Annotated in this window: 15 protein-coding genes and 2 pseudogenes; 12 read left to right on the top strand and 5 right to left on the bottom strand. The window is 64.1% G+C overall.

From position 1 onward, the window contains the following. Positions 1–363 precede the first annotated feature (363 nt). From ACLQI9_RS31930 to ACLQI9_RS31955, 6 genes and pseudogenes are all read left to right on the top strand, one after another. A complete protein-coding gene (locus tag ACLQI9_RS31930; protein WP_442382252.1) occupies positions 364–1,131 on the top strand; it encodes an SDR family NAD(P)-dependent oxidoreductase in 768 nt (255 codons plus the stop codon). A 46-nt stretch (positions 1,132–1,177) separates the two neighbouring features. Next, positions 1,178–1,654, top strand: a complete 477-nt coding sequence (locus ACLQI9_RS31935) for a winged helix-turn-helix transcriptional regulator (RefSeq protein WP_442382253.1) — start codon at positions 1,178–1,180, stop codon at positions 1,652–1,654. 61 nt (positions 1,655–1,715) lie between these two features. Next, the gene (locus ACLQI9_RS31940) at positions 1,716–4,451 is read left to right on the top strand and encodes a helix-turn-helix transcriptional regulator (protein WP_442392796.1); all 2,736 of its coding nucleotides are present in this window, start codon (positions 1,716–1,718) and stop codon (positions 4,449–4,451) included. 62 nt (positions 4,452–4,513) lie between these two features. Beyond that, positions 4,514–5,596 carry a hypothetical protein gene (locus ACLQI9_RS31945; protein WP_442382255.1) on the top strand — a complete coding sequence of 361 codons (1,083 nt, stop codon included), beginning with the start codon at positions 4,514–4,516 and terminating at the stop codon, positions 5,594–5,596. Between the two features lie 224 nt (positions 5,597–5,820). Next, a pseudogene (locus ACLQI9_RS31950) lies at positions 5,821–6,455 on the top strand (hemerythrin domain-containing protein); the annotation flags it as partial. 75 nt (positions 6,456–6,530) lie between these two features. Further along, complete coding sequence (locus tag ACLQI9_RS31955) at positions 6,531–7,124, top strand: nitroreductase/quinone reductase family protein (protein ID WP_442392798.1); 594 nt, start codon at positions 6,531–6,533, stop codon at positions 7,122–7,124. A gap of 63 nt (positions 7,125–7,187) precedes the next feature. Here the strand turns inward: ACLQI9_RS31955 and ACLQI9_RS31960 are convergent, their stop codons facing one another. Then, entirely contained in the window at positions 7,188–8,423 is a 1,236-nt protein-coding gene (locus tag ACLQI9_RS31960) for an IS256 family transposase (RefSeq protein ID WP_442392800.1), read from the bottom strand. Positions 8,424–8,526: 103 nt separating this feature from the next. Here ACLQI9_RS31960 and ACLQI9_RS31965 point away from each other — a divergent pair. After that, positions 8,527–8,663: pseudogene (locus ACLQI9_RS31965) on the top strand (hemerythrin domain-containing protein); the annotation flags it as partial. Positions 8,664–9,029: 366 nt separating this feature from the next. Here ACLQI9_RS31965 and ACLQI9_RS31970 read toward each other — a convergent pair. The 3 genes from ACLQI9_RS31970 to ACLQI9_RS31980 all read right to left on the bottom strand — a co-directional run bounded on the left by ACLQI9_RS31970 (position 9,030) and on the right by ACLQI9_RS31980 (position 13,172). Next, positions 9,030–10,865, bottom strand: coding sequence for an APC family permease (locus ACLQI9_RS31970; RefSeq protein WP_442382256.1), 1,836 nt, complete (start codon positions 10,863–10,865; stop codon positions 9,030–9,032). A 177-nt stretch (positions 10,866–11,042) separates the two neighbouring features. Continuing rightward, positions 11,043–12,062 (bottom strand): alcohol dehydrogenase, encoded by a 1,020-nt coding sequence (locus tag ACLQI9_RS31975; protein WP_442382257.1) that lies wholly within the window; start codon positions 12,060–12,062, stop codon positions 11,043–11,045. 120 nt (positions 12,063–12,182) lie between these two features. Beyond that, a complete protein-coding gene (locus ACLQI9_RS31980; RefSeq protein ID WP_442382258.1) occupies positions 12,183–13,172 on the bottom strand; it encodes an amidohydrolase family protein in 990 nt (329 codons plus the stop codon). Positions 13,173–13,510: 338 nt separating this feature from the next. On the opposite strand from ACLQI9_RS31980, the gene ACLQI9_RS31985 reads away from it, so the two are divergent. The 5 genes from ACLQI9_RS31985 (at position 13,511) to ACLQI9_RS32005 (ending at position 19,013) form a co-directional block, all read left to right on the top strand. Next, positions 13,511–14,542: a zinc-dependent alcohol dehydrogenase family protein gene (locus ACLQI9_RS31985; protein WP_442392802.1), complete on the top strand. Its 1,032-nt coding sequence runs from the start codon at positions 13,511–13,513 to the stop codon at positions 14,540–14,542. A 660-nt stretch (positions 14,543–15,202) separates the two neighbouring features. Beyond that, a complete protein-coding gene (locus tag ACLQI9_RS31990; protein ID WP_442381533.1) occupies positions 15,203–16,051 on the top strand; it encodes an alpha/beta fold hydrolase in 849 nt (282 codons plus the stop codon). A gap of 12 nt (positions 16,052–16,063) precedes the next feature. After that, the gene (locus ACLQI9_RS31995; protein WP_442381531.1) at positions 16,064–16,939 is read left to right on the top strand and encodes an alpha/beta fold hydrolase; all 876 of its coding nucleotides are present in this window, start codon (positions 16,064–16,066) and stop codon (positions 16,937–16,939) included. Continuing rightward, positions 16,932–18,257 carry an alpha/beta hydrolase fold domain-containing protein gene (locus tag ACLQI9_RS32000; protein ID WP_442381529.1) on the top strand — a complete coding sequence of 442 codons (1,326 nt, stop codon included), beginning with the start codon at positions 16,932–16,934 and terminating at the stop codon, positions 18,255–18,257. The genes ACLQI9_RS31995 and ACLQI9_RS32000 overlap by 8 nt, the downstream gene beginning before the upstream one ends. A 48-nt stretch (positions 18,258–18,305) precedes the next feature. Then, positions 18,306–19,013, top strand: coding sequence for an alpha/beta fold hydrolase (locus tag ACLQI9_RS32005; protein ID WP_442381527.1), 708 nt, complete (start codon positions 18,306–18,308; stop codon positions 19,011–19,013). Positions 19,014–19,081: 68 nt separating this feature from the next. On the opposite strand, the gene ACLQI9_RS32010 is transcribed toward ACLQI9_RS32005, so the two are convergent. Next, positions 19,082–19,753: a nitroreductase family protein gene (locus ACLQI9_RS32010; protein WP_442381525.1), complete on the bottom strand. Its 672-nt coding sequence runs from the start codon at positions 19,751–19,753 to the stop codon at positions 19,082–19,084. Positions 19,754–19,767: the final 14 nt, after the last annotated feature.

Consider the following 19,767-nt stretch of genomic DNA (forward strand, 5'->3'; position numbering starts at 1 on the left):
GCAACAACTACGAGCCGCATTCCCATAAACATCCGGCCCACCATCCAACCGACCCGAAGACCCACCGGCCCTGGAAAGCCCGCCCAACGAGCGACACCGGCCGACCTGTCACACCCACCTGCAACAATCAGGCCTCACAACCGGCAAGCACCCGCTCATCCGACCCCGAACCCGCCGCGGGAAAAATCGAGGCTAACCATCTGAACTCTTGACGAGACACTGAACGACGCCTGCTGGAGCTGTGGTTTGGACACCGGACTCCTGCCGTGTCGATTGAACGGCTTCACACGCTACTCCACTAGTAGTAATTTGCAACTAGGTACGAAAGGCGACTCCGCCTTCCATGAACTTAAGGACAACCAGATGACGACGACGGTCCTCGACCGATTCCGGCTCGACGGGAAGGCGGCAATCGTAACCGGAGCATCGTCCGGGCTGGGCATCGCCTTCGCCGAGGCCCTTGCCGAGGCGGGCGCCGACCTGGTGCTGACCGCGCGCCGCACCGATCGGCTCGAGCAGACGCGTGCCCTGATCGAGGAGCGGGGTCGGCGCGCGCTAACCGTGACCGCGGACGTCGCACGTCCCGAGGACGCGCAGGCCGTGGTCGACGCGGCGATGGCGGAGTTCGGCCACGTCGACGTGCTCGTCAACAACGCCGGTAAGGGCACCGCCGTACCGGCGACACGCGAATCACCCGATCAGTTCCGCGAGGTCATCGACATCAATCTCAACGGGTCGTATTGGATGGCCCAAGCGTGTGGCCGTGTCATGAAACCGGGCAGTTCGATCATCAACATCGCCAGTGTCGTCGCCCTGACCAGCGGCGGATTGCCCCAGGCGGCTTACTCGGCCAGCAAGGCTGGTGTGACGGGTCTGACCCGAGACCTGGCCGTGCAGTGGACCGGTCGCAAGGGCATTCGCGTCAACGCCCTGGCTCCGGGCTTTTTCCCCTCAGAGATGACCGATCAGTTCCCCGAGGGTTACATCGACAGCCAGCTTCCGCGGGTGCCTGCCGGTCGGCCGGGAGATCCAGACGAGCTTGCGGCCGCGCTGGTGTTCCTCGCGAGCCCCGCCGCGAGCTATGTCACCGGCACCACGCTGGTGGTCGACGGCGGCCTCACCGTCTCGTGAACTAAGTTTTGAAACGCAACTGCAATCAGCGCTATCCTCATCGGTGATGAAGCATGCCGATCTGCTCGATGAAAACTGCGCGATCGCTCGTTCGGCGGCCATCGTCGGCGAGCGGTGGGTGTGGGTGATCCTGCGGCAAGCATTCAACGGGGCCCGGCGGTTCGAGGATTTTCAGCGGGGCATCGGTCTGGCTCGCAACGTGCTGTCGGAACGGCTGAACAGGCTGGTCGACCACGGCATTCTGGAACGACGCCGTTACGCCGAGCATGCCGTGCGCGATCTCAACGAGTATCGGCTGACCGCCAAGGGCCGCGCGCTGTTTCCCGTCTACGTCGCCCTGATGCAATGGGGTAACGAGTGGACCGGTCTTGCGGCCCCGCCCGTTGACCTGCTGCACAAGCCCTGTGGGCATCGCGTCGGTGTGTGCGTGGTGTGCTCCGACTGCGGTCAGGAGATCGATGCCCGCGATACCGAGCCGGTCGTCGGTCGTGGCTTGATCATGCATCGCGGTAACCGGCTATGAGCCGCCTCCCGCGGGGGGAGCGAAGATCGTCGCTGTGCCGGCGGGGTCGAAAGGTCGGCTGATGAGACCCTATGGGCCGCTGCGGGGTCGCGACGAGGTGTTGGCGACGGCACTCGGTATCGTCCGCCGCACCCGTGTGCACGGGGCCAGCGGGGTGGTGCTGATCACCGGTGAGCCGGGGATCGGAAAGACGGCGCTGCTCTCCGAGATCTGCCGTCAAGCAAGCCACACGCGCGTCCGGGTCGCCCGCAGCAAGTGCGACGAAATCGAGCAGGCCTGCGCCGGCGCACCGATCATCGGGCTGCTGCGCAGCGGACGGGATCCGCTTCTGACTGCGGCGCAATTCCAGGAGATCGTCGGGCTCGCCCGCGAGCCGCTGATACTGGTTGATCGCATCGCTGGACACCTTGAGCAGCTGGCGGCTGTTCATCGCTTGATGATCGCTGTGGACGACGTGCAGTGGGCGGACCGGCTCAGTCGCTACGCGTTGCGGTCGTTGATCGCCCGGCTGTCTGGTCGACCCGTGGTGTGGGTGCTGGCCAGTCGCTCCGACGATGCCGGGCTAACGGTCAGCGCCGCGGATACCGTCGGAGTCGAGCACCTCCGGTTGGACCCGCTGCCGCGTGCGGTACTGGCAGAGCTCGCTCGGGATCGCCTCGGGAACAGCCTTCACGGCGGCGTCGACGAGCTGCTTGATGCCGCTGGCGGGAATCCGCTGTTGGCCACCCACATCATTGACGGCGCGGCGCGGTACGCCGAGACGGGGCGCGACGAAGACATTCCAGCCGAATTTCGCGCCGCCGTGTATCAGCGATTGGATGGCTTATCCAGCACGGCAACGGAACTCATCGAGGCCCTAGCCGCCGCCGGACGCGCGGTGTCGATCACCGAACTACCCGCCGTATGTGACGCGATGCCCGGAGGCCAGCACGACGACGCGGTGACCGCGGTACTCGCGTCGGGCCTGGTGACCCTGACCGCCGGCGAACTCAGCTTCGGACACGACCTCGTGCGGGAGGCGGTCTACGAACGTCTCTCCACCGAGAAGCGGCGTCGGCTGCATGGACGATTGGCACGACATTTCGCGGGCTCCGGGGCGGATCCGGTGTCGGCTGGCATCCACGCGCGCGCGGCCGCCGCCTTCGGTGACGAGTCCAACGCGCGGATCATGGTCGCCGCCGCGGAAGCCCTGGTCACCACGAGCGCTGTCGACGCCGCCGATCTTGCACTGCAGGCCTTCGCGACCCTGAGCCCCGGACAGCCGTACTGGCTGGAGCTGGGCGAACGAACGGTGTCGGTGCTGTCGGGCGCACAACGCGCCAACGACACGATCGCCGTGGCCGACCGGCTGCTGGCCACCGTCGATGACGTCGACACAATCAGCCGGATCCAGACCCACGGCGTGAAAGCCCTCTGGCTCAGCGGACGCATCGCCGACCTGATCGATCGCGCGGAGCACGGACTCGCTCTTAGTACGGGCCGGCCCGATCTGGCTGCCCGATTTCAAGCTGCGCATGCGTTGGCGGCCACCCGTACCCTAGGTGCCGACGCGGCCGCCGACCAGGCCAACGCCGCGCTGTCACTGGCCCGGACGTCACGTGACGGTGACGCAATCGCGCTGGCGTTGCAGGCCGCTGGTGAAGCTGCACACGCTCAGCGCCGACATCAGTTGGCGCTGAAGCATTTCCGTGAACTGCGATCGGTGACGAGGAATTCCTACCTCGCTGAGGAGATCATGGAATTGCAGCTTCTCGATCGCTACCACGATGCCCAGATCCTGCTGGACGCCGCACGTGAGGACAGCGATACCAAGTCCGAGTCGCTGCTCCCCGACCTGCTATTCGCCCAAGCCAAACAGCACTACAACCTCGGCCACCTGCCCCAGGCCGATCAAGTCGCCGAGACCGTTGTGGAACTGGGGCAGCTAGTGGGCAACATGGTGCAGGTCGTGGAGGGCACGTTGATCCGCGCTTTCGTCGCGTTACTGCGCGGCCAGGCAGCACTCGCCGAGCAACGACTTGGGCTGGCTATCGACATCACGGGCGGACACCGAGCGCATCCGGGTGTGACGTTCACCCAGGGCTGGCTCACCGCGCTGCAGGGCGACCTCGACAACAGCCGCCAAATCTTGTCGCAACTATTGGCGGCGCCGCACCAATCGCGCAGCTACTGGGCGTGGTGGCCTTGCTGGATGACGATCCTCTTTGAAGTTGGGATAGCTTGCAGCGCAACCGATTTCACTGAGCGCGCGATCGAAGTTGCTGAAGAAGGTGCGCGGCATAATCCGGACGTCGCGACGCTGACTGGGTTGGCATTGAACATGCGCGGGTTGTTCAACCGTGACTCGGCCATGGTGGCCGAGTCGGTGAAAGTCCTGCAACACAGCCCGCGGCGGGTTTTACGGGCCATCGGAGCGGAAGGCTACGGCGGCATGCTGCTAGACGCCGGCCAACGCGAGGCTGCGCTGCACCAACTCGACGCCGCCTGGGATGACTACGACCACATGGGCGCGTGTGCCCGCCGGGCAGCGGTTCAGCGCGTCATGCGGCAAGCGGGTGCCCGGCGCGCAAAGTGGGTCCGCGACCACAACGACCCGCAGCCCCGATCACTCACCGAGGCCGAACGGCGAGTGGCGTATCTGGTCGCCGACGGCCACACCGACAAGGCGGCTGCCAGGGCGCTTGGCGTATCCGTTAATACCGTGGGGACCCACCTTCGCTCGATATATTCGAAGCTTGCAGTCCAGTCGCGCGTGCAGTTGGCCAATGCGCTGCGCGAACGCGGCGAACTGAACTAAGTGAATGTGGCGGCGGTGTGGTGATCGGTACGTGGCTAGGCTTCGCTGTGGGGTTGTTCGTCGTGACGAGCACCCTGCTTAGTGTTGTCGGGACTCTTGTGGTGGCGCGCGGTGTCAATTCCCCGATATCACGCACGGTCGACCGAGTCTTGGACGCTGGGTTCCTCCAACTGACCACTCGGGTGCGGTCGTTCGAGCGCCGTGACCGCATCCTCGCGTGGCAGTCGCCACTAACGCTGCTGATACGGCTGGCGGTATGGCTCGGGCTGCTCGTTGCCGGCTTCGCGCTGCTGCTGTTGCCGAGCCTGAACGGGAGCCTCGCAGCCGCGTTTTCTCACGCGGGATCGTCGATGTTCACCCTCGGTTACGCCGCGCCGACCGGGACGGGCAGCACGACGCTCGAATACTTGGCAGCGTTCACGGGGCTCGTCGTTATCGGCTTGCAAGTCGGGTACTTGCCTACCCTCTACGCCGCGTTTAACCGGCGTGAAACCGAAGTCACCCTGCTTACCTCACGCGCCGGTGTTCCAGCGTGGGGGCCGGAGATTCTGGCCCGCACCCGTTGGGGAATCGAGGACGGCGACATACCCCTCCTTCTTGAGGAGCTGTTCACCACATGGGAACGGTGGGCCGCTGAGGTCGCCGAATCCCACACCACCTATCTGACATTGGCCAGGATGCGATCACCGCGGCCGCTGTCGCACTGGCTGATCTCGCTGATTGCGGTGATGGATGCCGCTGCCCTGCATCTGGCGCTGACACCGTCGCGAGAACCCAAACTTGCCGCGCGGCTATCGCTTCGGATGGGCTTCGTGGCGATAGAGCAGATCGCGACAGTCATGCGGCTGCCGGTACCCGACGATCCTGACCCGGACGGGCCGGTCACGGTGTCGTTTGACGAATTCAGATCGGCTACCGCAATGCTGCGCGAAGTCGGCTACCCGATCGAACAGACCGATGAGGAGGCGTGGCCACATTTTCGTGGCTGGCGCGCCAATTACGACACGGTCGCAATACTGATGGCCCGCGAACTCGACGCGCCACCGGCAATGTGGACCGGCACGCGGCGATGGCCGTCGACGCCGATGCCGCCGCGGCGCCCTCCCGCCAGACTCGCACGAGACGCCCGACGACGGCGAACATAGCGAAGCACCTTCTGCGACAATGCATTAGACGAGACCTGAATCTGGGTTGCGCTGGCGCACAGATCACGCAGGGGCTGGATGTATTCAAATATCAGGAACCGATATCAGATATAGACTGCTGGCTCTAGTTGCTGCCAAACTGTTCACGCCAATAGGCGAAGAAGGGGCAGTGTCCAGTATCCGGTCCAGTGCGGGACCGCGTCCGGAGTGCCGCCAAACCACTGATGAGCAGCAGCAAAGGACGGCATGCCGTGACAGAGCAGATGCCACCCGTCATCGGTCGACGTCATCTTCTCGGGAGCTGCATATCAGCAGCCGGCGCTCTGGCGATGTCGGGGTGCAGCAACTCGCCCTCAAAACCCAGTCCCGGCACGCCTGGCGCACCCACGGCAGAGGCGGCGCCCGTCACTGCACCCGAGGACTTAATGCGTGAGCACGGAGTACTCCAGCGCGTCTTGCTGATCTATCGAGAGGGGATCGGCCACCTGCGGGCCGGCGAGCAGACTCCTACGGAGGCGCTGAACAGCGGCGCCAGGATCATTCGACGATTTATCGAGGACTACCACGAAAAGCTCGAAGAACAGTACGTCTTCCCGAGCCTTGAGAAAGCGAGCAAACTAGCCGATCTCACTGGCGTATTGGGATTCAGCACGAGCGTGGCCGCCTGCTGACCGACCGAGTCCTTGCCGCCACCAGCGGCGCAGCTGCATCTGATCAACCAGCTCGAGATGCTCTAGCGCAGGACATGCTGACCTTCATCCGGATGTACGAGCCGCACGAGGCACGCGAGGACACCGTCATATTTCCCGCGTTGCGTGACGTAATGAGCGTTCGAGAGTTTCGCGACCTGGCCGAGACCTTGGTCGCGCCCAATCGAGTGGTGTAAGTCGGGCTTTCGCTTCGCCTGAGGCTCTGCGGGTTTCACTATGCCGTGATGGCGGTGGATATTGCAACGGGTTGGTTGCGTGCGTCCGGGGGTGGAGGTGAGCAGGGCGAGGGTGGTTTCGGAGGGGTAGCGTTTGTCGGCGACCTGCTGGCGGAGCGATTGGAGGCTCGTATGCGCTACCGCGCCGCCGGTCGCTACCGGCCACCGCCGACGCCGCACCGGCTGATCAACCGCGCGGTCGGCGCGCTCGCCGCCCGGGGATGGACTCCAGCAACCACGGTCGCCCTGGACGTGCCTGGGCGCCGGTCCGGTCGGCTACGCCGCACCGCTGTGGTCTCGGTGGACCACAATGGTCGGCAGTACCTGGTTTCCCTCGGGGGCGAATCGGAATGGGTACGAAACGTGCGGGCCGCCGCTGGACGAGTGACACTGCGACATGGCGAATCCTTTTCCGTGCGATTGATCGAGATTCCGTCTGCAGACCGGCCGCCAGTTCTGCGTGCCTACGCCAATCATCGAGCGTTCTCGCGGTCACCGGCCTACATAGCGCGCAACTATTTCGGCGTTCGACGGGACCCATCCCTCTCGGAGTTCGCCGCGCTTGCCGAGCGCTATCCCGTATTCCTGGTGGAACCTGGTTGACGATGCCGCGTCGTCGACGGTCGCGCGCCGAACGGGCAAGGTCACTGCACCTACGGCTTCCAGCTATGCCGTGAGTGCGTCGTGGGCTGCAATGTTGTGCTGGGTTGGGTCGCTGGGTTTGTGGAGTAGGGCCAGGGTGGTTTCCGACAGGTAGCGTTTGTCGGCGACCTGCCATTCGTCATGGGCTTCGACGAGCACCGAGCCGGCCAGCCGCAGTAGCGCGGCCGGGTTGGGGAACACCCCGACGACGTCAGTGCGGCGTTTGACCTCCTTGTTGAGCCGTTCCAGCGGGTTGGTTGACCAGATCTTTTTCCAGTGCGGCACAGGGAAATCGGCGAACGCGGTGATGTCGTCGGCGGCTTCGCGCAGCATCGTCTCGACTTTGGGCAGTTGGCGCCCGAGCATGTGCGCGATGGTGTCGAGCTGCTCACGGACATGCTCAGCGTCGGGCTGGGCGAAGATGGTGCGGATCGCCGCGGCGACCATCTCGGCGGATCCCTTGGGCACCTGGGCTAACACGTTGCGCAGGAAATGGACTCGGCATCTCTGCCAAGCTGCCCCGATGAGGATCGCGTCAATCGCCGCTCGTAGCCCGGTATGGGCATCGGAGATCACCAGCTGGACCCCCGAGAGCCCACGCGATTTGAGCGAGCGCAGAAACGCCGTCCAAAACGCGCCGTCCTCGGAGTCACCCACATCGAAGCCGAGAACCTCGCGGCGCCCGTCGGCGGCCACCCCGGTGGCGATCACCACCGCCTGAGACACCACCCGGTGGTTGACCCGGGCCTTGCAATAGGTGGCATCAAGGAACACATACGGGAACCGTTGTTCGGCCAGCGGGCGGTCGCGGAAGGCGGCCACCTCGGTGTCCAGATCGGCGCAGATCCGCGAGACCTCGCTTTTGGAGATGCCGCTATCGGCGCCCAGGGCCTTGACCAGGTCGTCAACCTTGCGGGTGGAGGTGCCGTGCAGGTAGGCCTCCATCACCACCGCGAACAGGCACTGGTCCACCCGGCGGCGCCGCTCCAACAGCGCCGGGAAAAACGAGCCGGACCGCAGCTTGGGGATACGCAGCTCCAGATCTCCGGCGGTGGTGCTGATCGTGCGCGGTCGTGATCCGTTGCGCTGGTTGGTCCGCGACGCGGTGCGCTCGTGCGGGCCGGCGCCGATCAGCGCGGTCAGCTCCGCGTCGATCAACGCTTGATAGATCGTCTCAGCGGCCTGCGTGATCCGATCAGCGGCATCGGCATTGCGTAATGCGTCGAGCACCTCCAACAAGGCAGACTGATCCAGGGCCATCGCGTTGTTCCTCTCGGTAGTGATACTTGGCGGTTTCACCACAGAGACTCATGCGATGGCCCCTCAACGTCGGGACCGACACGCCGCTAGTTACACCACACCCCGGGACGTGACCGAGACCTTTGAAGACGAAGAGCACCGGCGGTTCGGACAAGAGGTTTCCAACGAGTAGTCGATGAAGTCGCTGATATAGAGAAAAGTCTCGGTATCTATGACCTGAGCCAGTTCACTCCCGCCTGAAACGCCGGTTGCCCAAATAGACCTTTATAAGCTAAGTGGCGCAACATGTTTCGGTCGCAGCGAGAGTACCGCAGACGTACGGTTTGCCCATGATGAATACATCTCACTCATGGGTAAGAGTGTCTCAGAATCGTGAAAGACATCCTTGGCTCTGCAAATTGAAGGCTTGCACAGCTCTGTGGGGCGCGGCGCTGATCGTCGGCGCGGGCGTGCTCATCCAGACCGCCCCACCGAGTCAGGCGCCTCGGAAGCCGAGATCACCGAGGCCGTGGAGGTTGGATACCTCTACGGCGGGACGGCGGCGCTTGTGATGGGCGCCAACGCCTTCAGGAGCAGCTAACCATCGTTTGTCACGTTGTTGCGCCGTCAGTCGATGGGAAAACCCAGGGATGCAACGAGCGCCTTGGTGCGTAACCGAAGCGCGGTCCCCAGGATCGCGCCGCGCTGGTTGTATAGCAACCGGTGACGCCAGCGCCGGGGCTCGACCTGAGCGAGCAACACGGTGACGTGCCGGCCCTTGTCGATCTCGGATCGCACATATTCGAGCGTCGGCGCGACCAGGCTGCGGTGCGGGCTGTCCAACACCTTGAGCTCCAACCCCGGGTCCCAATCCTCCCACTGCTGGCGCAGCCGCTGAGTCGCGTCGGGGTCGATATCGACGGTTACCGGCACGACTTCGGGGCCGATCCGCATCGCGACCTGCAACGCCCGCTCGGCCACGCAGCTCACCGCGACGATCGGGACGATCACCAACGCCTTGGTATCGGTGCCGGGCACTGGTTTAGCGGGCATCTTTCCCAGGCCGAGCTGTTCGCCGGCGCGCTGGTAGTAGCGCTCGATTCCGTTGAAAAGGCTGATCAGCCCAGGCACCAAGATCAGCAGCAGCCACGCGCCTTCGGTGAATTTGCTTGCAAATAACACGATCCCGGCGATGGCAGTCAGCACCGCGCCGAAGCCGTTGAGCAGGATATAGCCCACCCAGCGGGGGCCGCGTTCGCGGCGCCAGTGCAACACCAGACCGGTTTGGCTGATCGTGAACCCGATGAAAACCCCGATCGCGAATACCGGCAACAGCCGCTGGGTGTCGGCGTCCACGATGACCAGCACCGCGGCGGCCAGCAGCGCCAACGCCGTGACGCCGTATCGGAATACCGGCTTTTCAGCGCGCAGCGCGAACATGTGCGGCATCCGGTGATCCCTGGCCAGCAACTGCAGCAACACCGGTAGGCCGCCAAAGCTGGTATTGGCCGCGAACGCCAGCACCAGGGTCACCGCCAAGTTGATCACGTAAAACGGCCATCCGGTTCCGAACACGCCCGCCGACAACTGCGCCAGTATCGTCACGTTGCCGCGAGGAACTACCTGGTGTAACCGGATTTGGAAGGCCAGACCTAAGAGCATGGCCCCCAGCAAGACCCCCAACGCGACCTCACAGCGCTGGGCACGCTTGACCGCCGGTGACCGGAACGCGGGCACCGCGTTGGCGATCGCCTCCACCCCGGTCAACGAGGAGCATCCGGCCGAAAACGCCTTGAGAATCACCACCACGCCCAGCGCCTCGGTAGCGTGGATCGGCCCGAGATCATCGCCGATCAGCGCCACCGGATGGTCTTCGAAGAAGCCGAAAATGACGATTGCGAAGATCCCGGCGATGAACAACAGCGTCGGACCCATCAGCACCTTCGCCGACTCCGCGATACCGACCAGATTGATCACGGCGAGTACGGCGAGTCCCGCCATGCACAGCGCGAGCGTGTGATGCGCCAGTGGCGGAAACACGCTCGCCAAGCTGTCGGCACCCGCTGACAGGCTCACCGCCACGGTCAACACGTAGTCGACGACCAGGCTCGCCGCGGCCAGCAGAGCCGGCCACCGGCCCAAATCCTTCTTGGCCACCGCGTACGAACCGCCACCGTCGGGATGTACGGCGATCACCTGCCGGTAGGACACCACCAGCACCAGCAGCAAGAGCGCGATCGCCAGGGAAATCGGCACGGTCCAACTGATGGCAGCAGCGCCCGCGGTGACCAAACCGAGCACGATCGCTTCCGGGCCGTACGCGACGCTGGACAACGCATCCAGCGACATCGCGGCAAGACCCCCGAAGGCAGTCAGCCGGTGCGAGTCGCCGCGATGATGTCGTCGGAGGCGAGGATCGGGGATTCGATGGACGTGCGGCGCGCCCTCTAGAGTTTCAACCACGGTGACGATTTAACATCGTGAACGCGCGGACCGCTGCCTTAAAGCCAGGCCCGTCCCTCTCGATGACGATCAAGCAATCAGGTGCCAACGGGCGCGTGTACGCAGGCCGACGTTCAAGTGAAATCGCACGCCGTGAAACAATTTTCATTACTCGCTGCGGTACCTGCGCCCTGTCGGCTATCGGGTCTGCATGTCGAGGACCACACGAAATCTAGCGTGGCCGGACATCATTCGTTCATAGGCCGCTGGTGCTTCTTCGAACGGCAGCACCTCGGTCATGGGTGCGACGCCATGTGTGGCGCTGAACTGCAGGCTCGCCTCATTTTCGATCGACGAGCCGGTCAGGCTGCCGACGATCGAGCGGCTACCAAAGACAAGAGCGGAGGCGTCGACCTCAATCGGGTCATTGCCCACGCCGACGACCACTAGCTGACCGCGCGGTGCGAGCCCAGCCAACAGCGGCGACATGGATGCGCCGCTGGCCGCGGTGGCGACGATCGCAACCGCTCCGCCGAGTTCCTGTAACGCCTTGGCGGGATCGACTGCGGCACTGTCGATGTAGTGATGTGCGCCGAGCTTATCCGCCAGCGCGGCCTTATCGGTACCTCGTGCGATGGCAGCGACTCGGTAGCCCAATTTGTTCGCGTATTGCACACCCAGATGGCCCAGGCCGCCGATGCCCTGGATCGCGACTAGCGCGTCGGGTTCGGCCTTCAACTTCTGCAGTGCGTTGTAGGTGGTGATGCCGGCGCAAAGCAGCGGAGAGGCATCGACAGACTCCAGGGCGTCGGGAATGCGGACAAGCCCGCTGGCGCGGGCGTAGACCGCCTCGGCGTATCCACCGTCCGCGTCCGTCCCGGGTCGAGGTTGATCTTCGCAGTTGACGAAATCCCCGTGACGGCACCAGACACACACGCCGCAGTGACCGCCCAGGAAGCCAACGCCAACGCGGTCACCGACGCTCCATCCGGTTACCTCGTCTCCGAGGGCGTCGATGACGCCGACGACCTCATGCCCCGGTACCACCGGCTGGCGGGGGTCGGGACGCAGGCCCTCGACGGCGAGCACATCGCTGTGGCAGACACCGCAACTCTGCACACGAAACCGCACATGACCAGGCTGCGGGTCCAGCAGCTCACGCTCCGCCAATTCGAATTGCCGCTGCCCTGTGACTTGAAAGGCGCGATAGGTCGACATCCCAAGCCTCCTTCGGTGGGTTCAACGTGGCACGGCTTCGGCTGGCGCACCGTCATCCATTTGGGTGAGGCGCCCGCGGATTCCCGCCCGTGAGCGCCGGATCTTTGGGTCTGCCTGACGTCAGAGGTTATTGGGGAGATTGAAGAGTCGGGCGGCATTGCGGCGGCCGATGTTATCGCGGTCGTTCTCGCCGATCTCGGCGGCGTCGAACCAGGTGGCGCCCTCTTCCATCGATTCGAACGGGTAGTCGACGGAAAACAGCACACGGTCGGTGCCGATCTCCTCCATGGCGTTGCGCATGGCGATGGTGCGGAAGTTGCCGCTGGTGGTCACGTAGAAGTGCTGGCGGAAGCAATCGATGAAGGACTGCTTCATCGGGACCCCCAAGGGGTGCTTGCCGTCCGGGGAAGCCCAGTGCGAGGTGCGCCAGATGTTGTTGGCCACCAGCTCGCCGAGGTGGCCGAGGATCACGGTCAAGGTGGGAAACTCGTCGAACAACCCGCTGCCCATCAGCCGCAGCGCGTGGATCCCCGTCTCCACCGAGAAGCCCCACGGCGGGCCGAGCAGCCAGGGGTGTCCTTCGTAGGCCAGTTGTTGGCTGGGCAGCGGGTTTCGCGGATGCAGATAGAACGGCACGCGCAGCCGGGCGACCTCCGACCAAAACGGTCGGTACTGGGGCAGGTCGTAGTAGGTCGCGTTGTCCAGGCTGCCCACCTGGCTGAATCCGTTGACCAAGCCCCCGAGGAAGCCCAGGTCTTTCACCGCTCGGTGCAGTTCGGTAACCGCGGCGTCGGGATCCTGCATCGGCAACGCGGCGAACGCCCCGAATCTGGTGGGTCGGGCCGCGACTTGTTCGGCCAGTCTGTCGTTGGCGCGGCGCGCGACGTCGATCGCCTTTGCGGAGTCCGGGATTCCTTGTATCACCTGAGCATTCAGCGAAAGGATGGCGAAGCCAATACCGCAGGCGTCCATGCGTTCGAGGCGTTCGGTCTGGAAGTCCAGCAGCTGGTGACGCCGTTCTGGCCAGATCTGAGCCGGGAAATACTCCTGGGAGTCACCGATGGTATCCGTTGTGGCGAAATGCTCTTCGAGGACGATCTTGTTCTTCATGGCTGGGTCTCCTTATTCGTCGGGCGATCATCGCGGTCAGTTAAGTCGGGTGGCTGCGAGTGCCCACACGGGCAGGTGGACCAGCTGCTTATTGCGCGCGGCGCCGGTTGTTTCCAGTTGTTCGACTAGCGATTTCATCACGGGGGCGATGCCGCGTCCTGATTCCACCTGCGCGAGAAAAGCCATCGTCTGAGGGCTGAAAATACTCAGGTAGGTTGACGTACTGAGATGGTCGATTCGCCATCGCGCTGTAGCAAGCACCCGTTCGAGGGTGTCAGCGGACAGCCCGTCCAAATGCACCCCGTTGACCGGGTGACGCCACATTGAAAGGCTAAAAAATGAAGGCCATTCGCTTTGATCACTATGGAGAGCCAGCAGACGTTCTGGCTGTAACCGAACAGTCCGTCCCACAGCCGGGAGCAGGCCAAGTACGGGTGAAGATTCAGTTGAGTCCCGTCAACCCGTCCGATCTGCTCTATGTTCGGGGCCACTATTCCGGTGTGGCTCCCCATTTCCCGTCCGGCGCCGGGTTCGAGGGTGTCGGGGTCATCGATGCGGTGGGCCCGGAGGTGGACGGGCTGTCAGCGGGCCAGCGGGTCTTCGCGCGCAACTCCGAGGGCGGCAACTGGTCGCAATACGCGGTGGTAGAGGCCGAGAAAGCCTGGCCGGTGCCCGACGAATTCGCCGACGAGCAGATCGCGTCACTCATGATCAACCCGGCGACTGCGATCCTCATGGTGCGCCACGTGCTGGCCGTGCCCCGCGGGGAATGGCTGCTGCAGTCAGCCGCCGGCAGCGAATTGGGCCGCATGATCATCCGGCTGGCGAAATACGACGGCATCCGGACCATCAACGTGGTGCGCCGCCGCGAAGCGGTGCAGGAACTCAAGGACCTCGGCGCCGACGAGGTGATCGTGTCCAGTGAGGGGCCGATCGACGAACAGGTCCGCAACATCGTAGGCCCGCAGGGTGTCGATTTCGCGATCGATCCCGTTGCCGGTCAGACCGGCACCGAGATTTTCCGATCGTTGTCCGAGGACGGTCGCATGCTGGAGTACGGATCGCTGACAGGTGAAGGAATCAGCGTGGGCGACGACCCGCGGCTCACGCTGTCCGGCCGGCGCACCCTGGAGGTGTACTGGCTGGGGTACTGGCTGCCACGCCTCGACAAATCCGGGTTCTTCGCAGCCGACCGTCCCGCCCTACCGCAACTGATCGACGAGTGCCTGGATCTGATCCGCCAGGGGATCCTCAACACCTCACCGGGCAAGCAATTCAGTCTGGACGACATTCACTACGCGGTAACCGAATCCGAATCGCTCGGGCGCAGCGGCAAGGTCTTTATCGCTCCCAACGCCGAAGACAACTGACGTTAGGCGGACGCTGTGGACGCCGGCTGGTCATTGGCGGCGTCCACAGCGTCGCCCGTCACCTGTCTCCTCACCTATCGGTCAGCAGGGAAGGAACGGGATACAGGCTGGCGGTGGCGGAGGTGGCGGTCCCCACATCGGTGGCGGCGGGGGTGGCCCCCAAGCCGCCGGGCCGGGCGGGGGTGGTGGCGGGCCCCAGGGCGCCGCGTCCGCGATGCCCGCGCCAATGCCGGTCGCGGCAATCGCCATACCGCCGCATAACGCCGTAGCCCCCAGCAATCGACGGAGCTTGACGGTACGTAATCCCATCTAGATCTCCCTTCGTCGGCGTAACAACATCGACGCTAGGCAGGGGACTTTGCCCTGACCTTTCGCTAACCTAGGTATTAGCTATGTAGCGCCGTGTTGTTGCGAATGGACTGCGAAAAGCTTTTCGGCGCTCAAAGATTGACGACGGCGTGCATGTCGATAAGCCGCTGACCGTCGCGTTATCAGTTTGCTCTGCTGCCCCAAAGCCATCACTGGGCACAGTTGCCGGGACCGATGCCTCACACGAATCTGTGACTGATCGCGACATCGCCGGCTGGCAGTGTCGGTGGCGCGGTCTTTGTCGATGCGTCGACTCGACCGACTTCGAGAGAAGGTGAGGACTGCCCTCTGATGAGCACACCGACAACGCAGACGTACTCCCAGATACCGACCGAGGCGGTACGCGCTGCGAATGGTGTCGACTTCGCGTACCGCCGCGTGGGTGTTCGGGGTGGCATACCACTGGTACTCGCAAACTACTTCGCCGCGAACTTGGACGACTGGGATCCCCTCATCGTTGACGGCTTAGCGGCCGACCGTGACGTGATCACGTTCGACTACCCGGGAATCGGAAGCTCAACCGGCGCCACTCCGGCGACAGTCGCCGACTTTGCCGTCGATTGCGTCGCGTTCCTACACGCCATGGACCTGACAACCGTTGACTTCTTGGGCTTTTCACTCGGTGGGATGATCGCGCAGCAGATCGCTTCGTCTCATCCGGAGACGTTTCGCCACGTGATCCTGTGCGGAACAGGGCCACGCGGCGGCGAGAAGATGACCTTCGACGAACTATCGGCGGATGAACTCAACGACCCCGTAGCCCTGCTTTTGAATGCGTTCTTCACGCCCAGCGACGCCAGCCAGGCAGCGGGCCATGCATATCTGAACCGCCTTAACCGGCGCGAGGCGGATCGTGATGCAGCGGTCACCTCCACGGCCGCCGCCGCTCAGTTGCATGCAATCCGTGAATGGGGCGAAATCCCGACCACAGACCGCTACGCCATGCTCGCAACGATCAAGCAGCCGACGTTGATCGTTCACGGCGTCAAAGACGTCGTCGTCGACTCGGTCAACGCCGCCATCCTGGCGGAGAACCTCGCCAACGCCACACTTCTGATGCTGTCGGACGCCAACCACGGCGCGCAGTCGCAACACCCAGACGTCTTTCTGGCCAATGCGCGACTATTCCTCAACGGCTGAAAGGAACGCGACATGACGACTACGACGGGACTCAGCTATGGCACCGCTCCCAATCAGCTCATCCGCGCTGGCAACGGCATCGACTACGCGCACCGTGAAATCGGCTCCAGCACAGTGCCGTTGGTGCTGCTGCAGCACTTCCGCGGAAACCTGGAGAATTGGGACCCGCAGCTCGTGGATGCCCTGGCCGCGCAGCGGCGTGTCGTAGCGTTCGACAACGCGGGTGTCGGGGCCACAACCGGCACAACTCCGGACACGATTGAGCAGATGGCTCGGCACGCCATTGCCTTCATCGCGACGTTGAACGCCCCGCACGTCGATGTCCTCGGGTTCTCGATCGGCAGCTTTGTGGCTCAGGAGATCGCGCTGATCCGGCCTGACGTAGTACGCCGACTTGTACTGGCCTCCGCGGCGCCTCGGGGTGGAGCCGGGATGCACGGCTGGGCCCCCGAGGTGATCAATGCGGTGGGTCAGCCGCAGCCAGACCCCAACGGTTATCTCGACGTCTTCTTCACCTCGTCAGCTGCGAGTCGACAAGCGGGCCAGGAGACACTGGGGCGCATCTACGGACGCACCAGCGATGTCGATGAACCAACCACCTGGGCGACCAGGCAAGCGCAATATGATGCGGTGTGCGACTGGGGAATCCCCAATCATGCAGCGTTACAGCGTGTCAGCGCGATCGGTCATCCGGTGTTTGTCGCTAACGGTGACAGCGACCCGATGATCCTGCCCCATTTTTCGTACTTGCTGGCCGGTCTCATCCCTCAGGCGAGTGTCAAGATCTATCCGGACGCCGCCCACGGATTCCTATTCCAGCACGCCAGCGAATTCGCGGCTGATGTCACGGAATTCCTCGACGACCACGGGTCGGGGCACGATGACTGAGGCTGAACAGGCTAAGAAGGCACTTGTGATCGAAGCCTTCGATACGCTGTTCAACCGACGCGACTACGCAGCGGCGCAGCGGCTTTGGTCACCGCACTACATCCAGCGCAGTGCGCACATCGAACCTGGGCGTGACGGCCTCTTCGACCTGGTCAAGACGATGCCCCCGGACATGCGTTACGAACACCAGCTTGTGGTCGCCGAAGGCGACTACGTCATGCTGCACGGCCGCTTCTCTCAAATCGGCCAGCCCGCCAACTGGATCGTCACCGACATCGTCCGCGTCGCCGACGGGCTGCTGGCCGAGCACTGGGATGTCATCCAGGACGAAGCCACCCGCTCCCAGTCCAGAAGCGGGCTGCCCATGTTCGGAGACACCTTTCCCGCCGAGCCGACGACCGGCGGCGTGTCGTCTACGGTCTCGCCTGCTGACACCCAACGCCCCGAATCCCAACTAATGAATGCATTTGTCAGCTATCTTCGCGGCCGGCCAGACCGGACGGATGCGGAAAGCACCCGGGAGTTCAACGATGGGCGTACAACGTTAGAAGGTGTGACGCGCCGCGACACCGACCTCGCAGGGGTACCGACAATCAGCATCGAACCCGCCGTCGGAAGACCCGATCGCACCGTCATCTACTTTCACGGCGGCGGCTACGTCAGCGGTTCGCCCCCTGAGCGCTATTTACCCTTAGCCGCAGCAGTCGCCTTGGCCGCCAACGCGACAGTGCACGCCGTCGACTACCGCTTGGCCCCCGAGTTCCCCTTCCCGGCGGCCTACGACGACTGCGTGTCGGCCTACACCTGGCTGGTCGGCGACGGCGGAGTCGATCCCGGCTCGCTATCCGTGCTGGGCGATTCCGCCGGCGGCAACCTCGCGTTGGCCGTGACGGTCGCCGCCCGCGACCTCCGGCTTCCACTGCCCGCCCGCGTCGCGATGATCTCCCCGTTCGCCGACCTGACCTTCAGTGGGCCGTCCATCGAGCAGCGCCGCGATATCGATCCCTACGTCACGCGCGCGTTGCTGGAGTCCATGGCCGCCGATTATCTCGGTGACTCCGACCCTGCCGACCCGCGGTGTTCGGCTGTCTTCGCCGACCTGAAAGGACTGCCGCCGCTGCTTATCCAGGTCGGCGACAAGGAAATCCTCTATGACGACGCCGCCCGCATCCGCGACCGCGCGTTGACCGCAGGGGTGGATGTCACCTTCGAGTCGTGGGAACACGGGATACACGTCTGGCCCGTCTATATCGCAAGCGGCTTGCCGGAATCCGCGCAGGCGATCGAACATCTGGCGGGCTTCCTCAAAGCCTGTTGATGCCCGCGAGTAGCAACCAAAGACTTATCGTCGGGGTGTGAAAGCGAAATGCCTTACGTTGAAGTCCCTGGGGCACGCCTGAGCATCGCCGATGCTGGCCGAATCGATGCGCCCACATTGCTATTCGTGCACGGCAACGTCATGAACCTACACATGTGGGACGCGCTGACAAGCAGTCTGGAATCACAGTTCCGTTGCGTCCGATGGGATCTGCGACTCCATGGTGCGACGGTAGACGATGGGGAGAGCTTCTCGTACTGGGATGCGGCCCGTGACGGGATGGCCGTGCTTGATCATCTCGATCTGCCCTCGGCGACCTGGGTGGGGCACTCCCAGGGTGGGTTCACGGCGCTGCGCGCGGCACTGCTCGACCCCAACCGCGTCGAACGCCTTGTCCTCATCGACACCATGTCCCACTCTTTCGGTGCGCCCGATCTGGCTCAGATGGGTCAAGTTCGCGAGGGTTTCGCCGGCGGTAACACCGAAGCCACCGCTCGTCTGCTGCTGGAGCTGCTTCTCGACAGCCCGCAATACGAGCAGGCGTGGCTGCCGCAGCTGGTTGGCCAGGGCGGCGAGCGCGTGGCCAAGGCCATCTCGGTGCTGATGGATGCCGATGACATCACCGACCGTGTCGAGACGATTCGTCACCCTGCGTTGGTGATTCACGGCCGCGGAGACATCCCAATACCCTTCGATCGCGGGGAGGAACTTGTCCGCGCTCTCCCCGGTAGCGGAGCTATCACAGGCATCGATTGAGCGGGTCACACGCCGCCGGTGACCCACTCAGAACACACCCTGGAAGCCGTCACACGCTTCTTGAGCAATTAGCCCTTCGCGCGGAACGGCTCACCGTCAAACCGCTCCCGGGTGGCGAGTTCGGCGACGCTGTTGCGCTTCAACTTCGTCAGCTGCCGCCGCGGCTTTCCCAGCGGCAATACCGCGGCGACCGCGTATGAATCCGGCACCCCGAGCAGTTCGCGGACCCGCGGCTCCTCCGCCACCGCGTGAGTGGTGATAGTGCCCCCATAGCCCTCGTTGCGCGCGGCCAGCAAGATGTTCCATACCAGCGGGTATATCGATGCGCCGCTGATCACGCCGATCCGGTCGAGGTCTTGATCGATCGCCGCGACTAACTCGAGATCGACGCAGACCACAAGCACCACCGCGGCGTTGAACAGCGGCGCGGTGAAATGGGGTGGCACTTCGGTGGCCGCTATTTCCGCGGCCGTCGCTCTCGGCGGGTGCAGCGGGTTCCACGGGCTTTCACCGTTTCCCAGCTGGGCGACATACCGTCTGACGCCCGGAATCGACAGCTCGGCCAGCGCCTCGCGGGTGGCCCGATCACGCACCACGATCACATGGGCGCCCTGGCGGTTGCCGCCGCTCGGCGCGAACCGCGCGTTGTCGAGGATGCGCTCGAGCACATCGTCGGGCAGAGGATCGCCGGTGAACTCCCGTACCGCGGCCGTGGTGCGCATGACGTCATAAAGTTCCATGAGCCAATCCTGCC

The organism is Mycobacterium sp., from assembly GCF_052143115.1.
Taxonomy (GTDB): Bacteria; Actinomycetota; Actinomycetes; order Mycobacteriales; family Mycobacteriaceae; genus Mycobacterium.

Bases quoted from the DNA above. Each gene is read 5' to 3' on its own strand.
- ACLQI9_RS31930 (WP_442382252.1), top strand. From the start codon at position 364: ATGACGACGACGGTCCTCGACCGATTCCGGCTCGACGGGAAGGCGGCA.
- ACLQI9_RS31935 (WP_442382253.1), top strand. From the start codon at position 1,178: ATGAAGCATGCCGATCTGCTCGATGAAAACTGCGCGATCGCTCGTTCG.
- ACLQI9_RS31940 (WP_442392796.1), top strand. From the start codon at position 1,716: ATGAGACCCTATGGGCCGCTGCGGGGTCGCGACGAGGTGTTGGCGACG.
- ACLQI9_RS31955 (WP_442392798.1), top strand. From the start codon at position 6,531: ATGGCGGTGGATATTGCAACGGGTTGGTTGCGTGCGTCCGGGGGTGGA.
- ACLQI9_RS31960 (WP_442392800.1), bottom strand. From the start codon at position 8,423: ATGGCCCTGGATCAGTCTGCCTTGTTGGAGGTGCTCGACGCATTACGC.
- ACLQI9_RS31975 (WP_442382257.1), bottom strand. From the start codon at position 12,062: ATGTCGACCTATCGCGCCTTTCAAGTCACAGGGCAGCGGCAATTCGAA.
- ACLQI9_RS31980 (WP_442382258.1), bottom strand. From the start codon at position 13,172: ATGAAGAACAAGATCGTCCTCGAAGAGCATTTCGCCACAACGGATACC.
- ACLQI9_RS31985 (WP_442392802.1), top strand. From the start codon at position 13,511: ATGAAGGCCATTCGCTTTGATCACTATGGAGAGCCAGCAGACGTTCTG.
- ACLQI9_RS31990 (WP_442381533.1), top strand. From the start codon at position 15,203: ATGAGCACACCGACAACGCAGACGTACTCCCAGATACCGACCGAGGCG.
- ACLQI9_RS31995 (WP_442381531.1), top strand. From the start codon at position 16,064: ATGACGACTACGACGGGACTCAGCTATGGCACCGCTCCCAATCAGCTC.
- ACLQI9_RS32000 (WP_442381529.1), top strand. From the start codon at position 16,932: ATGACTGAGGCTGAACAGGCTAAGAAGGCACTTGTGATCGAAGCCTTC.
- ACLQI9_RS32005 (WP_442381527.1), top strand. From the start codon at position 18,306: ATGCCTTACGTTGAAGTCCCTGGGGCACGCCTGAGCATCGCCGATGCT.
- ACLQI9_RS32010 (WP_442381525.1), bottom strand. From the start codon at position 19,753: ATGGAACTTTATGACGTCATGCGCACCACGGCCGCGGTACGGGAGTTC.